Here is a 13004-nt window from a genome sequence, read left to right on the forward strand (position 1 = left end):
GATGCGGGACGGACCCGGTTGGGCCTCTGCTCGGTCACCTTCCGCCGACTGCCCGCCGTCGACGTCGCGCGGTACGCCGTCCACGCGGGCCTCGAGGTCGTCGAGTGGGGCGCGGACGTGCACGCCCCCGCGGAGGACCCCGCCACCGTCCGCGCGGTCCGCGAGATCTCCGACCGCTACGGACTCACGTGCTGCTCCTACGGTTCCTACTTCCGCGCCTCCCCCGGGGAACCGGCCGCGTTCCCCGCCGTCGCCCGGGCCGCGGCGACGCTCGGGGCGGAACGGATCCGCGTCTGGGCGGGAGGCACCGGATCGCGACACGTCCTGCCGGACGAGCGGCACGGGACGGTGTGCCGCCTGCGGGAGGCCGCCCGGATCGCCGCGGACCACGGCCTCACCCTCGCGACCGAGTTCCACGGCAACACCCTCACCGACTCGGTCACTTCGACCGTCCGGCTGCTCGACGAGGTGGATGCGGAGAACCTCCACACGTACTGGCAGCCGCCGCTCGACGTCCCCGACGAGGAGGCTCTCGCCGGGCTCATCGAACTGGGCGACCGGGTCGCCGCCGTCCACGCGTTCTCATGGTGGCCGGGCAACACACGGCTTCCCCTGGTGGAGCGCCAGGGCTTGTGGACCGTCGCCCTCGGCCTGCTGAACGGTCGAGGCGTCGACGCGCTCCTGGAGTTCGTCCCCGGCGACGCCCCCGAGGTCCTGGCACGCGAGGCGGCCGTACTACGGCAAGCTGCCGGACAGACCTTGTCCGCACAGCCGTAGTCGACCACCTCCGGACGCTCGACGAGGACCGCCCCATCAGCACGGCTTGCCCACTCACCTCCCCGGCTCTCCTCCCCTCCGACGCCAGGACGGCAGACATGCACTTCACGCACGACGACACCCTCCTGTTCATCGGTGACTCCATCACCGACGCGGGCCGCGACCGCACGGACGGCTCCTCCCTCGGCAACGGCTACGTGAGCGAGATCGCCCGGAGCCTGCGCGAGCGCGCGGAGAGCACGCCCGGGCCCCGGATCCTCAACCGGGGGGTCAACGGCCATCGCGTGTACGACCTCGAAGCCCGCTGGACGACCGACGTCATCGACGAGAAACCCACCGTGCTCACCGTCAAGATCGGCATCAACGACACCTGGCGACGCTACGACCGGGGCGTGCTCAGTCCCGTCGCCGAGTTCCACGCCTGCCTGGACCGTCTGCTGGCCGACACCACACGGCGGCTCTCGCCACGGCTGGTCGTCATCACCCCGTTCCTCCTGCCGGTGGAGCCAGGGCAGGAAGCCTGGTTCGAGGACCTGGATCCTCGTATCGACGCCGTGCTGCAGGCCGCCACGCATCACGAGGCCCAGGTGGTCCGCGCCGATCTCGTCCTGCAACGCGCCGCCCGGGACCACGCGGCGGCCGACCTTGCCCACGACGGCGTCCACCCGACCCCGTTGGGGCACCGCCTGATCGCCGACGCCTGGCTCTCCGCGGTCGGAGCCGGGTCGGCCCCCTCGGCTCAGTAACTCGCCCGTGTCACGCAAGGCCGGTGTGTGACTCGCGCGGCCGGTGATCGCTTGCGAAAGGACCACACCGCCGAGGCAGCCGCCGCGGCGATCGGGAAAACCGTCCGGACTCTGACCGGAGCCGCCGCCCGGGACAGCGAACTGCGGGCGGCGCTGGACGGAGAACCCGGGGGCGGGTGGGGCGTGGATGCGCTGCTCGGGAAGCAGACGCGGGAGCATTCCGACCTTGACGTATGGGCGCCGGCCGCACATCTCGAGCCGTTGTTCGTCGCGTTCGCTGAGGCTGGTGTCGACCGGATCTTCCCGTGGCCTGGTGACAGGCCGTGGAACTTCGTGTTGCACGACGGCGTTCGGCTGCGGATCGACTTGCACCTCTACGAGCCGCTCGCGGACGGATCACTGCACTACGGATCCGTGGTGGATGGCGGCCCTTTCCCAGCTGAAGCACTCGCCGGGCATGGTTCGATTGCCGGCACGGCGGTGCGGTGTGAGTCGGCCGAGTGGGCGGTGCGCTGGCATACCGGCTACCCGGCTCGTGATGTCGATCGCCACGACGTGCCCTTGCTGTGCCAGAAGTTCGCGATCCCTCTGCCTGAGGGCTTCGTGCCCGCAGACGAGCATTCCCCCAGCGGCACGGCATAGGCGCGGCCAGGCGCCGGTTGTCGTCGATGGCGTACCGGCCGGCGGGGCGGGACGAGGCCGCAGGTCTAAAGTCACGGCATGAACAAGACAATCGTGTGGCTTCTGGCGTGTGCCGGAACCGGCGTGATCGTGTGGCTGCTGACCAGCCCGCCGGACCTCGGCTCGTCGTACCCCCGCTCCGAGTGCCGCTCCATCCTCGGCAGCGAACGGGGCCCCGCTCGTGGATCAATGGAAGACGGCGTGGACGCGACGTGCGCCTCCTACCAGAACCGCCGCCTGGGATGGGCAGTCCTGGTTTCGCTGCCGACAGTGGTGCTCGCCTCAGCGGGCATGCGCCGGAGCGCCTGAGTGGGTGTTCTGAACCTCCGCGTCCTGTGCAGTCAGCAAGCGTTGCCACCCGCGGCGTGGGCGGCCAGAATCCTCTCCATGCTGTCAAGTGATCATTTCGATCCGGAGCATTATTAGGACTCCGTTAGGTCTTCCTGTTTGTGCTGATCAAGAGCATGTTGGATGCGTGGACGCACATGAAGTGAACCGTGTCCGGGCGAAGTTGGCGTTCTTCGTTGCGGATGTGTTTGCCTCGGTGCCGCGCAAGGACCAGCGGGCCAAGGGCGACTGCTACTGATTCCCAATGTGGTTGTCAATCCTGACTCGTGACTGACTGTGGTCACTTCATCCAAGGCTGGCAGCACGGGGTGGCGGACTGCTTTCGAAGAGACGACCGTCGCGCAGAAGTGCCCATAGGACATTCAGGCGGCGGCGTGCGAGGGCGATGACGGCCTGTTTGTGGGTCTTCTTCTCTGCCCTCTTGCGTTCGTAGAACGCCTTGGAGGCCGGGCAGCGCTGGGCAGCGACTGATTGGCCGCCCGGTGCCCCGCGACGACTCGGCCACTGATTGGGATACGCGCGACAAGATCGCTTGGTAAGGACACGCTGGCGAGGTCGTCTGCTGGGACAAGTGCAGGAACGACTCGGGAGGTGGCCGTGCCCGAACTGTGGGCCGGTATGGACGCGGGTAAAGCCGAGCATCACTGCGTGGTGATCGACACCGACGGTCAGCGGAAGTTGTCGCGGCGAGTGGCCAACGACGAGACCACACTGCTCAAACTGATAGACGATGTCCTCGCTCTGAGCGATGGCGAGCCGGTGAGCTGGGCTATCGATCTCAACGCCGGTGGCGCGGCACTGATGATCGCGCTGCTGACCGACAACGAACGGCAGGTCCTCTATATCCCCGGCCGCACCGTCCACCACGTCTCCGGCTCCTACCGGGGCGACGGGAAGACCGACGCGAAGGACGCCTTTGTCATCGCCGACCAGGCCCGCATGCGCCGCGACCTCCAACCGATGCACCGTGGCGACGACATTGCTGTCGACCTGCGCATCCTCACCGCCCGACGCCTCGACCTGGCCGCAGACCGCACCAGGGTAATCAACCGGATGCGGGCCCAGATGCTGGAGTACTTCCCCGCCCTGGAGCGGGCCTTCGAGTACAAGACCTCCAAGGCGTCCCTCGTGCTGCTGACCGGCTACCAGACCCCGGCCGCCCTTCGCAGAATCGGCAAGAACCGCCTCGCGGCGTGGCTGAAGAACCGCAAGGTCCGTAACTCCCAGCTCGTCGCGACCATCGCCGTCCAGGCCGCCGAGGCTCAGCACACCGCCGTCGCCGGGGAGAGGCTGGCCGCGGCCGTGGTGGCCAAGCTCGCGAGGGAGGTGACGGCCCTCGATGATGAGATCGCCCAGACCGACGCCCTGATCGAGGGCCGATTTCACGACCATCCGCACGCAGAGGTCATCCTGAGCATGCCCGGTCTCGGCCCCGTCCTCGGTGCCGAGTTCATCGCGCACACCGGCGGGGACGTGAGCGTATTCGGCAGCCCCGATCGACTCGCCGGCGTCGCCGGCCTGGCCCCCGTGCCCAAGGACTCCGGACGCATCAGCGGCAACATGCGTCGGCCCCGTCGCTACTGTCGTCGTCTCATGCGGGTCTTCTACATGTCTGCCCAGGTCGCTGCCCAGCACTGCCCGGCCTCCAAGGCGTTCTACGAACGCAAGAGGGCAGAGAAGAAGACCCACAAACAGGCCGTCATCGCCCTCGCACGCCGCCGCCTGAATGTCCTATGGGCACTTCTGCGCGACGGTCGTCTCTTCGAAAGCAGTCCGCCACCCCGTGCTGCCAGCCTTGGATGAAGTGACCACAGTCAGTCACGAGTCAGGCTTGACAACCACATTGGGAATCAGTAGTGCTGTGACCAGGAAGGTTCGCCGGGCGGGGGTTGGTTGGGGTGGTTCGAATTGGCGAGGGTGAACTGCCGCAGAGGGCCTCGATCGGGTTGGCCGCCTTGGCCATGGCCACCTTCGTCTCGAAGCCGACCGGTTGTGCACGGTCGACCAGGCGCCGAGGCGACGACGCCTCCGGCGTCGGCGAAAACTCCGGCTGAAGGCCGCCCTGCTCGGACGTTCCAGGGGTGGGCAGACCAGCAAGGTCCACCCCGCCGCCGACCGCAAGTGCCGCCCGCTGGCGTTCGTCCTGACCGCGGGCCAGGCCGCGGACAGCCCGCAGTTCATCCCCGTGCTCAGGAAGCTACGAGTCCGCGGGCCCATCGGCCGCCCCCGCACCCGGCCGGACGCGGTCGCCGGCGATAAGGCCTACTCGTCCCGCGGCAACCGCGCCCACCTGCGCAAACGCCGCATCAAGGCGGTCATCCCGGGGAAGAAGGACCAGGCCGCCAACCGGAAGAAGAAGGGCTTCAGGGGCGGCCGGGCGCGCCTCGATGATCTGGCTCAAGGACCTGACGCGGACCGCCCATTGATCACAATCGACGCGCCCTAGCCGTACGGGTTGAGTGCCCAGAAGCGGACGGTTTCGCTGCGACGGTCAAACCACAGTTTGGTGGAGTAGCCGCTGCCCTCGCGGTCGAGCTCGTGCGACCTGATCCACTGCGGGTTCTCCGGCCCCTCGCCCTTGACCGGCTTCTCGAACCACGAGGAGAAGTCATCGGCAGGCCCCTCAGAGACAAAGGCGTGAGCCGCCGTCAGCTCGGCAAGTTTCCCCGGTGACAGCCGGGCGAAGCCCGAGATCACCAGCTCCGGCGACGGCACGCCCCGATCGTTGTCCCGGCTGCTCACCCACTTGGCGTCGGTGAGCGGGCCCAACAGCGGGAAAGCCCGCTCCAGCGGTGCGGTGTCGGTGTGCCAGTCCCCCTTGGCCCCGTTCACCACCTGACGCAGGGCCCACCAGGAGGGTAGGAGCGCCAACCCCGCCCCGATCCCGATCAGCTTCCGTCGCTCCAACGCGATCCCCCTCGTGCCTAACTTCGGGGGCACCTTATCTGGCTCGAGCACCTCACCCGGCCCTTATTGATCACAACCAAATACGCGCCCTAGTCCGTCAAGGGAGCCGAGAAGGTGAGCAGGGGTACGCGCGGGTTCGACGGCGGGAAGCTGATCAACGGGCGAAAGCGCCACCTGGCCGTGGACATGCGCGGTATGCCGTTGGCCTTCATGGTCACCAAAGCCGCGCCACACGACAGCCTCCCCGCCCGCGACCTGCTCTCCCGCCTCGGACTCAGGCATCCCGAAGGCGCCGTCGCGTGGGCTGATTCCGCCTACGGCGGATCTCTGGTCGACTTCTCCAGGACTTTCCTCGACCTCACCCTCAAGACGGTGCACCATCGCAAGGACCGGGAAGGCTTCGCCGTCTTGGCAGAGCGGTGGCGCGTCGAGCGCGCCATATCGTGAATCGTTTCCCACAGTGACGCCCACCTCACCTGGACTTTCATCACCCTCATGGTGCGCCGTCTCACTCGCCCGCCCCGACCAGCGCGCACATCACCCCACCCTGCCGAACCGGCGAAGCAGGGCAGGCCCAAGCTCATCCCTCTCGCGGCGAAACCACGGGCCATTCGCCTGGCTTCCGCAGCCTTGCACTGAGCATCGGCACGCTGTGGGAGGGATCCTGTTGGCGGTGAGCGTGCGCGGGAGGCTGTCTCAATCGGGTGCCTGTAGGTCCAGGGCGTGGGTGATGTCGATGCTGCTCTGATCGCTCCTGTAGTTGGCAGCCATGTAGGCGGCGTCGCCGATCGCTCGGCGTGTCAGGGCCTCGCTGGCTTCTCGGGCCGCGAGGAGTTCGGGCGAGCCCATGCGGGATCGGCCGATGGAATCCCACAAAGCATCGCCAAGGCCGATCACCCGGGCCGCCTGGTCCGGGTCGGATGCGACCAGCGCCGGTGCCAGCGCATCAAGCGCCAGCGCGGCTCCGAACGTGTCGTGCATCTGCCACCGGATCGTGAGCGAGGCACGGGCGTACAGCGCGGCGGAAGCATGGTTGTTGTCGGCCATTGCGGCTACCGACAGGTAGTACAGCGCGAAGCTGCGCATCCACTGTTCGCCCTGTCGCTCGCATTCCTTGCGCAGCTGTTCCGCCGACTCGGCGGCCAGGGTGAACTCGCCCAGCTGCAACAAAGCAAACGCCCTCATACCCAGGGCGAGGAGGTGGACGGCGAGCGGTTTGCCGTACCCATCGGCTGGACTCAGGATCTCCGTCAGCAGAACAACGGCCCGCGCCGCCTGTCCGGTCGCCGACCAGCGCGCGCAGGTGAGGAATCGTGCCGCGGTGATCGCCTCCGGGGCGCCCAACCGTTCGGCCAGCGACAGGCACTCGTCCTCCACCGCCTCAACTCTGCTGAAGTCTCCTTGCGTCACGGATACGATGCCGAGCGCCCACAGGGCCCAGAACCGCTCGATGGTGGAAGGCTGGTCCGCCGCTGCGGCAAGGGAGCGTTCCAAGAAAGCGCGTCCCTCACGCATGAATCCGCACCCGGCCCAGAAGAACCATAGGTCACCCGCTACTTCCAGCGCCACGCCGGGGACCGGTGAGGCAAGGCAGCTTTCCAGCGCGAGGCGGATATTGGCATGTTCGTTGGTGAGGCGGTCGCACCATTCGAATTGGCTGGAGCCGGCCTATTCGCGGTTGCCGACCCGTGCCAGCCATCGGTAGTAGTCGCGATGCCGCTCCGTCATGGCGGCGGTCTCGCCGAGTTCGCCGAGCCATTGCTGACCGTACTCGCGCACCGTGTCGAGCAGGTGGTAGCGCGGACCGCGCGGTGTGGTGACGGGTTGGGCGATGGACTTGCCGACGAGCGCGGCCAGCAGCGGCGCGATGCGTTCCGCCGGGAGGGGGGGCAGTGCCGCACACCCATGCGGCGGCTTCCTCATCGAAGCCGCCGCTGAAGACCGACACCCGAGCCCAGAGCAAGCGCTCCAGCGGGGCGCACAGTTCGTGGCTCCATCCGATCGTGGTGTGCAGCGCCTGGTGCCGCTGCTCGTTGGTGTCCAGCCCAGAGTTCGGCGAGGCCAGGGTCCGCAGGCGGGTGCACAGGCTCCAGCGCAGGTGGTTCAGGTCCAATTCCGGCAGCTGTGCGGCGGCCAGTTCGATGGCCAGCGGAATGCCCTCCAGCCGGCGGCAGATGTAGGCCACGTCCTCGTCGTCCCTGCCGGCCTCGATCAGGCCCGGAGCAGCGGCACGGGCCCGGTCAAGAAACAGCTCCACCGCGGATCCCTCGGGTCTGTCCCCCGCGCCACGAACCGAACCGAGGGGCAGCGGGAACACCGGCAGGACGTGTTCCTGCGCGGACTCGAGGGGACGGCGGCTCGTGGCCAGGATCCTCAGCCCAGGCGAAGCCGTCAGCAACTCCGCTGCCACGGACGCGACGTGATGATGAAGATGCTCGCAGCAGTCCAGCAACAGCAGCAGTTTCTTGTCTTCGAGCCACTCAGCGACCACCTGCAGTGCGGGCCGCGTGGTCTGATCTGCCAGCTGAAGCACCTCGTAGATGCACAGGGCGATCGACGATGCCTCGCGCAGTGGGGACAGTTCGACCAGCCACACCCCGTCGGGGAAGGCGGACGCATGCAGGGCACCAGCCTGCCGGGCCAGACGGCTTTTGCCTACTCCGCCGGCCCCCGTCAACGTCACCAGATGTTCCCGGGACAGCAGCGCGCCGATGGCCGCCGTCTCCATCTGCCGTCCCACGAAACTCGTCGTCGCGCACGGGAGGTTGCCGCGCCGCCCGCTTGTGCCCCGGTCCATGTGCCTCAGCTCCATAGCGCATCGCTGTGCCGCAAGTCTGCACGGACACGAAGCTGCTGATTGTCAACTGCCAGGAGTTGTCCGTAACTCCTGGCAGTTCGACAGTTGCAGACATAGCTAATTGAAGAAGTCTTCAAGTCGCTGACAAAAAAAGAGAACTGTTGGAACTCAAACTTCCAGTTGCTCCTCGGTCTGCCTGAGGCGGTGCCGGGCCATGGCGAGGTTCGAGCGGGCCTTGTCGATGATGACGTAGATGCACAGGCCGTTGCCGGACCTACCCGCCACGGGGCGGATGAGGTGGTACTGGGTGCCCAGGGTGATCAGGATGTCCTCGATCTTGTCCTTGAGACCCAGCGTCTCCATGGTGCGCATCTTGGCGCGGATCACGTCGGTGTTACCGGCTGCGGCGACGCTCAGGTCCAGATTCTTGCCGCCGCCCAGGGTGCCAAGCGCCATGCCGCTGGTGTAGTCGACGACGGCGGCTCCCAGCGCGCCCTCGATCTCGGTCAGCAGGGTCTTCAGCGACACTTCCACACCGGTCATGGATCCTCCTAGGAGAGAAGTACGAGAGCTGGTTCCAAACTCTCGCGGAGAACCTAGGACGCGCACCGCCCACCTGCGGGACATATGCCTGAAGAGGTTGCAAAAGAAGGCGCCGCGCGATAAGACACCTGCCACGCAGGAGCTCATGACCAACTGGCACGCAAGGGCTCCGCCACAGGCCCGAAGCAGGTCGAGTGGGCCTACAGCCCCCTCAGCCAGGCCCAATCCAACGCCTCGATCCTCTACGACAAGACGGAGTGCTCGACGACACCGGCGTACGCACACCGGTCGGAGATCTTACTGAGTGTTTCGCCCTGTTAGGTGTGTTTGGTCCCAGGTCAGGTGCCGCGCCAGTTGGGGGTGGCTTCGCCGGTGAGGCGGCGGGCCATGAGGTCGATCATCGCGAGGTGGATCATGGCTTCGGAGCGGTGCGGGTGGGTCTCATAGTCGCGGGCGAGTCTGCGGTGGTGCATGAGCCAGCCGATGCTGCGTTCGATGGTCCAGCGTCTCGGGATGATGGTGAACCCGCGCGCGCCGGGCGGGCGTTGGACGGGGTGGACGTCGATGCCCAGGCGGGCGCCGTGGTCGATGGCGGTGGTGCGGTAGCCGGCGTCCACCCAGGCCTTGGTCACCTGCGGATGGGCGGCGGCGATCCGGGACAGCAGGGTCACCCCGGCCGCGGTGTCGGAGACGCTCGCGGCGGTGACCAGCACGGTCAGCAGCAGGCCGAGGGTGTCGCAGCCCAGGTGGCGTTTCCGTCCGATGATCCGCTTGCCTGCGTCGGTGCCCTGGTCGGCGAGGTGCACGTTGGCGGAGGTCTTGATGGTTTGGGAGTCCAGCACGCAGGCCGACGGTTCGCCGTGGCGCCCTTCGGCCTCGCGGACCAGGTGCCGCAGCAGGCCGGTGAGCTGGGCGAAGACGCCGTCGGTCTGCCAGTGGGCGAAGTAGCCGTAGACGGTGTTCCCGTGCGGGAACTCGTGGGGCAGATAGCGCCAGGGGATGCCATTGCGGTCGACGTAGAGCACGGCGTTCATCAGGGCACGCAGGTCGTGCTCGAGCGGGCGCCCGATGTCCAGGGCCTCCCTGCGGGGAGAAGCGGTGGCCGCCACTGACGTGGTCAGGGGAGCGCGGCTACCACTTCTGCGAGGACGCCGACGAACTGGAGCAGTGGGAACGCCAGTGGGCTGATGTGAAGTACACGCAGATCACCAGCTTCATGACCAACGTCCTTCACGGGCACGAGCGACTGTTTCCCAAGAGCCGCTGGCTGGCCTACGTCTCTGCACAGATGAACGCCGCCCAGAGTGCGCTCGACCTGATCGCTCGCCCGCAGCCTGTCGAGCCTTCCCCAGCGGGCCGACCGTGCAGCAGTTTCCGTGGGAGCAGCCGCCGCACGTCACCCGCCGTTTCTGGACATCCCGCAGGTGCGTGTGTCCTGACCACGCGTCTGTTCATTACGGGGGGGCATTGCGCGGGCTGTCGTGGCGGCAGCGGCGGGGCGGGCTGCGGCGCCGGGCCGTAAGCTCTTCCAGCGCTTCGCGCAGCGCCAGGAGTTCTTCCAACGTGGCCCCGGCGACGAATTGTTCGATGCGGGCACCAGCATGCCAATAGGCGCGCTGGGTGACCGCCCGGATGATGGCGTCGAGGGCGTCCCGGCGCGGTCCTGGCGGCAGCCCGGAAGGCCGGTCCGGTTCAAAGCTACGGGACGGTGTCTGGTTCATGGCTCCCCCTGGCTGTGTAGGTACAACGTCACAGGGTGACCCGGGGTACGGCCACACGGGGCGTGCATGCGTTTTGCCGATGGGGCGGGGGCCGGGCGGCAGCCCTCCGTCAAGCGGCGGTTGCTGCCCTCGGGGGCGCCAACCCGGCAGCCCCGAGGGCAGACCCCCGTGGTGCTCTTCGATGGTCCGGGGGGAACCGTGTCGGACGCGCACCACCGGTCTATGTAAAACTAATTGACTATGCTTCTGGCATATCACGTTAACGCTGAGGCCGGATAGGGCCGACTGGTCCACCCCGCGCTTCCTTGCGGCCCCCATCCCGTCGCTCCGTTCCAGTGGTCGTCGCAACACCCCAGTTCAGGGGACGCGATGGACTTCCAGATCAGGCCCGAGAAGCAGCACTCCCGGGGCAAGCCGACCCTGGAGCGGGAGGAATAGTTGCGGCTTATGCAGCTGGGCTGCAGCAACAAAGAGGCGAGCAAGCTCGTCGGTATCAACCTCCGCACCGGCCGTGAGTGGAAGAACGGCCGCCCAGAGATGCACGTGGTCCACGAGACCATCTACCAGGCCCTCTACCGTCCAGGCCGCGGTGAACTGCGGCGAGAACTTACCCGGGGGTTGCGGACCTGTAGGGTCCGCCGGCGCCCGCATCGCCAGGCATGGAAGCGAAAGCCGCGATTCTCCGGCAGCATGATGATCAGCAACCGGCCTGCCGACCATGCCGTGGCTGGGCATTGGGAGGGCGACCGTGCGACACGAAGTTGCACGAATTTGAGTGGACTGACCGATTGGAGAGGCGGCTGATGATGAGGCCGTAGGTGCAGTCACGGGTCCGTGTCCGTATGACCCATCCCCGGTCTTGACGTGCGACGCTGGTAACGGCGTGGTGCGAAGCTCAGGGGAAAGCCCAAGGGCTCCTGTTCCATCCGGGAGTTACCGGCAAGGGGAAGACCGGACGGGTGAACGCAAGTGACCTCCCGATGATGCCTCGTGATCCCAAGCCCTGCCGATGGAAGGCTCCAGTGGGGTGCATGGCTGGCCGCTGAGAAGCGGCAGGCGCTGGCCGGCAGAGGTCACTCCGGCCAGGTGGACACCGCAGCCTCGGGGTAAAGGGAGCACCCCCCGGTCGTATCTCATTCGTGTGGAACGTGGAAACCCCGTTGGGGTCCGGGCCGTCGTGGCCCGGTCGGCCGACCGTGAGGAAGGCCCAACTCCCCAGCGGGAACAGGACGGCCCAAGAAGCCAAAGCCGAAAGGAAACGGGAACCCGGGGCACGATGACCGGCCTCTCCGCCAGTCGCCCCACATAACCGTCCGGATACGGGTGCGCTGCCCGGACCCGAAAGGGTGCTGACGTGGGCCAGGTGAGCCTGTGCGGACTCACTGGACAAGGACGACGGAACCGAGGGACAAGTTGGACACCAAGACGGACACGGTCGAAACGGTCTCGACCGTCCCGACCGCCGTCGCGACGGTGAACGGACCCGAGGACGAAGACCTGGACGGGGCGTCGATCAACTGGCGCCGGGCCGAGGAAGACGTACGGCGTCTGCGGCAGAGAATCTTCACGGCATCGCAGGCAGGGGACCTGAAGAAGGTTCGCAACTTGCAGAAGCTGATGCTCCGATCCCGCCCGAACACGCTCCTGAGTGTGCGGCGGGCCACGGACATCAATGCGGGACGTGCGACGGCAGGAGTCGACGGCAAGGTGGTGCTGCTTCCCCAGCCCAAGGCCGCGCTGGCCGACTGGGTTCAACACCGTGCCCGGCCGTGGATTCCGAAGCCGGTCAAGCGGGTGTTCATCCCCAAGCCAGGGACGACGAAGAAGCGCGGACTCGGGATTCCCGTGATCGTTGACCGGTGCCTGCAAGCTGTGGCACTTGGGTGCACTGGAACCCGAGTGGGAAGCGCGGTTCGAGCCGAAGTCGTACGGCTTCCGGCCCGGCCGCGGCTGTCACGATGCGATCGGAGCCATCTACTCCACGCTCATTAGGAAGAACCCGCAGCGTGTGTGGGTGCTCGACGCGGACCTTATGGCGGCGTTCGACCGAATCGACCATGAACGGCTGATGGCCGCGCTCGGCACCTTCCCCGCTCGGGGACTGGTCCGACAGTGACTGAAGGCCGGGGCGGTGGATCGAGTCCGGTTCGCCCCGACCGAAGCGGGGACTCCGCAAGGCGGAGTGATCAGCCCGTTGCTCTTCAACGTGGCCCTGCTCGGGATGGAGGAAGCCGCAGGGGTCCGCTACTTCACGACTGGTAGAGACGCCGGAAGCGCGCAGAGCGGAAGCCCCGTGCTGGTGAGATACGCAGATGATTTTGTCGCGATGTGCACCAGCCGTGAGCAGGCCGAACAGGTCAAGGAACGGCTGACTGCATGGCTGACGCCCAGAGGGCTCGCCTTCCACGACGACAAGACACGCATCGTCCACGCGGCGAGCGGGTTCGACTTCCTGGGGTTCAACGTCCGCCGCTATCACGGCAA

General features: G+C 67.2%; 13 protein-coding genes and 5 pseudogenes. 10 read left to right on the forward strand and 8 right to left on the reverse strand.

Annotated elements, in window-relative coordinates:
• Window positions 1-18 precede the first annotated feature (18 nt).
• The 4 genes from M4J07_RS00385 (at window position 19) to M4J07_RS00400 (ending at window position 2513) form a co-directional block, all read left to right on the forward strand.
• Window positions 19-777 carry a sugar phosphate isomerase/epimerase family protein gene (locus M4J07_RS00385; protein ID WP_255965688.1) on the forward strand — a complete coding sequence of 253 codons (759 nt, stop codon included), beginning with the start codon at window positions 19-21 and terminating at the stop codon, window positions 775-777.
• 98 nt (window positions 778-875) lie between these two features.
• Complete coding sequence (locus M4J07_RS00390) at window positions 876-1523, forward strand: GDSL-type esterase/lipase family protein (RefSeq protein ID WP_255965691.1); 648 nt, start codon at window positions 876-878, stop codon at window positions 1521-1523.
• 51 nt (window positions 1524-1574) lie between these two features.
• The gene (locus tag M4J07_RS00395) at window positions 1575-2165 is read left to right on the forward strand and encodes a nucleotidyltransferase domain-containing protein (protein WP_255965693.1); all 591 of its coding nucleotides are present in this window, start codon (window positions 1575-1577) and stop codon (window positions 2163-2165) included.
• A 78-nt stretch (window positions 2166-2243) separates the two neighbouring features.
• Window positions 2244-2513, forward strand: coding sequence for a hypothetical protein (locus M4J07_RS00400; protein ID WP_255965695.1), 270 nt, complete (start codon window positions 2244-2246; stop codon window positions 2511-2513).
• Between the two features lie 324 nt (window positions 2514-2837).
• On the opposite strand, the pseudogene M4J07_RS48640 reads toward M4J07_RS00400, so the two are convergent.
• Window positions 2838-3005: pseudogene (locus tag M4J07_RS48640) on the reverse strand (IS110 family transposase); the annotation flags it as partial.
• 138 nt (window positions 3006-3143) lie between these two features.
• On the opposite strand from M4J07_RS48640, the gene M4J07_RS00410 reads away from it, so the two are divergent.
• Window positions 3144-4355, forward strand: a complete 1212-nt coding sequence (locus tag M4J07_RS00410; RefSeq protein WP_255965697.1) for an IS110 family transposase — start codon at window positions 3144-3146, stop codon at window positions 4353-4355.
• A 214-nt stretch (window positions 4356-4569) separates the two neighbouring features.
• A pseudogene (locus M4J07_RS00415) lies at window positions 4570-4929 on the forward strand (transposase); the annotation flags it as partial.
• Window positions 4930-4994: 65 nt separating this feature from the next.
• Here the strand turns inward: M4J07_RS00415 and M4J07_RS00420 are convergent.
• Window positions 4995-5459 carry a hypothetical protein gene (locus M4J07_RS00420; protein ID WP_255965699.1) on the reverse strand — a complete coding sequence of 155 codons (465 nt, stop codon included), beginning with the start codon at window positions 5457-5459 and terminating at the stop codon, window positions 4995-4997.
• 114 nt (window positions 5460-5573) lie between these two features.
• Between M4J07_RS00420 and M4J07_RS00425 the strand changes: the two genes are divergently transcribed.
• Window positions 5574-5906: a transposase gene (locus M4J07_RS00425; protein ID WP_255965702.1), complete on the forward strand. Its 333-nt coding sequence runs from the start codon at window positions 5574-5576 to the stop codon at window positions 5904-5906.
• A 249-nt stretch (window positions 5907-6155) separates the two neighbouring features.
• Here M4J07_RS00425 and M4J07_RS00430 read toward each other — a convergent pair whose 3' ends face one another.
• The 6 genes and pseudogenes from M4J07_RS00430 to M4J07_RS00450 all read right to left on the reverse strand — a co-directional run bounded on the left by M4J07_RS00430 (window position 6156) and on the right by M4J07_RS00450 (window position 10520).
• Window positions 6156-6953 (reverse strand): hypothetical protein, encoded by a 798-nt coding sequence (locus M4J07_RS00430; protein WP_255965705.1) that lies wholly within the window; start codon window positions 6951-6953, stop codon window positions 6156-6158.
• Window positions 6954-7127: 174 nt separating this feature from the next.
• Entirely contained in the window at window positions 7128-7382 is a 255-nt protein-coding gene (locus tag M4J07_RS00435) for a hypothetical protein (RefSeq protein WP_255965707.1), read from the reverse strand.
• A gap of 442 nt (window positions 7383-7824) precedes the next feature.
• Window positions 7825-8271: pseudogene (locus M4J07_RS48390) on the reverse strand (nSTAND1 domain-containing NTPase); the annotation flags it as partial.
• A gap of 153 nt (window positions 8272-8424) precedes the next feature.
• Entirely contained in the window at window positions 8425-8799 is a 375-nt protein-coding gene (locus tag M4J07_RS00440; protein WP_255965710.1) for a hypothetical protein, read from the reverse strand.
• Between the two features lie 338 nt (window positions 8800-9137).
• Window positions 9138-9920, reverse strand: coding sequence for an IS5 family transposase (locus tag M4J07_RS00445; protein WP_374214965.1), 783 nt, complete (start codon window positions 9918-9920; stop codon window positions 9138-9140).
• Window positions 9921-10253: 333 nt separating this feature from the next.
• On the reverse strand, window positions 10254-10520 hold the full coding sequence (locus tag M4J07_RS00450) for a hypothetical protein (RefSeq protein WP_255965712.1): 267 nt from the start codon (window positions 10518-10520) through the stop codon (window positions 10254-10256).
• Window positions 10521-11048: 528 nt separating this feature from the next.
• Between M4J07_RS00450 and M4J07_RS00455 the strand changes: the two are divergent.
• The 3 genes and pseudogenes from M4J07_RS00455 to M4J07_RS00465 form a co-directional block, all read left to right on the forward strand.
• Window positions 11049-11267, forward strand: a pseudogene (locus M4J07_RS00455) (IS30 family transposase); the annotation flags it as partial.
• 666 nt (window positions 11268-11933) lie between these two features.
• Window positions 11934-12512 (forward strand): reverse transcriptase N-terminal domain-containing protein, encoded by a 579-nt coding sequence (locus M4J07_RS00460; RefSeq protein ID WP_255965715.1) that lies wholly within the window; start codon window positions 11934-11936, stop codon window positions 12510-12512.
• Window positions 12400-12927 (forward strand): annotated as a pseudogene (locus M4J07_RS00465) (reverse transcriptase/maturase family protein); the annotation flags it as partial. The gene M4J07_RS00460 and the pseudogene M4J07_RS00465, both read left to right, overlap by 113 nt.
• Window positions 12928-13004: the final 77 nt, after the last annotated feature.

The sequence above is a fragment of the Streptomyces longispororuber genome (assembly GCF_024448165.1).
Classification (GTDB): domain Bacteria; phylum Actinomycetota; class Actinomycetes; order Streptomycetales; family Streptomycetaceae; genus Streptomyces; species Streptomyces longispororuber_A.

Excerpts from the sequence above, each read along its gene's own strand:
- M4J07_RS00390 (WP_255965691.1), top strand. The coding sequence starts at position 876 with ATGCACTTCACGCACGACGACACCCTCCTGTTCATCGGTGACTCCATC.
- M4J07_RS00400 (WP_255965695.1), top strand. The coding sequence starts at position 2,244 with ATGAACAAGACAATCGTGTGGCTTCTGGCGTGTGCCGGAACCGGCGTG.
- M4J07_RS00435 (WP_255965707.1), bottom strand. The coding sequence starts at position 7,382 with ATGAGGAAGCCGCCGCATGGGTGTGCGGCACTGCCCCCCCTCCCGGCG.
- M4J07_RS00440 (WP_255965710.1), bottom strand. The coding sequence starts at position 8,799 with ATGACCGGTGTGGAAGTGTCGCTGAAGACCCTGCTGACCGAGATCGAG.
- M4J07_RS00450 (WP_255965712.1), bottom strand. The coding sequence starts at position 10,520 with ATGAACCAGACACCGTCCCGTAGCTTTGAACCGGACCGGCCTTCCGGG.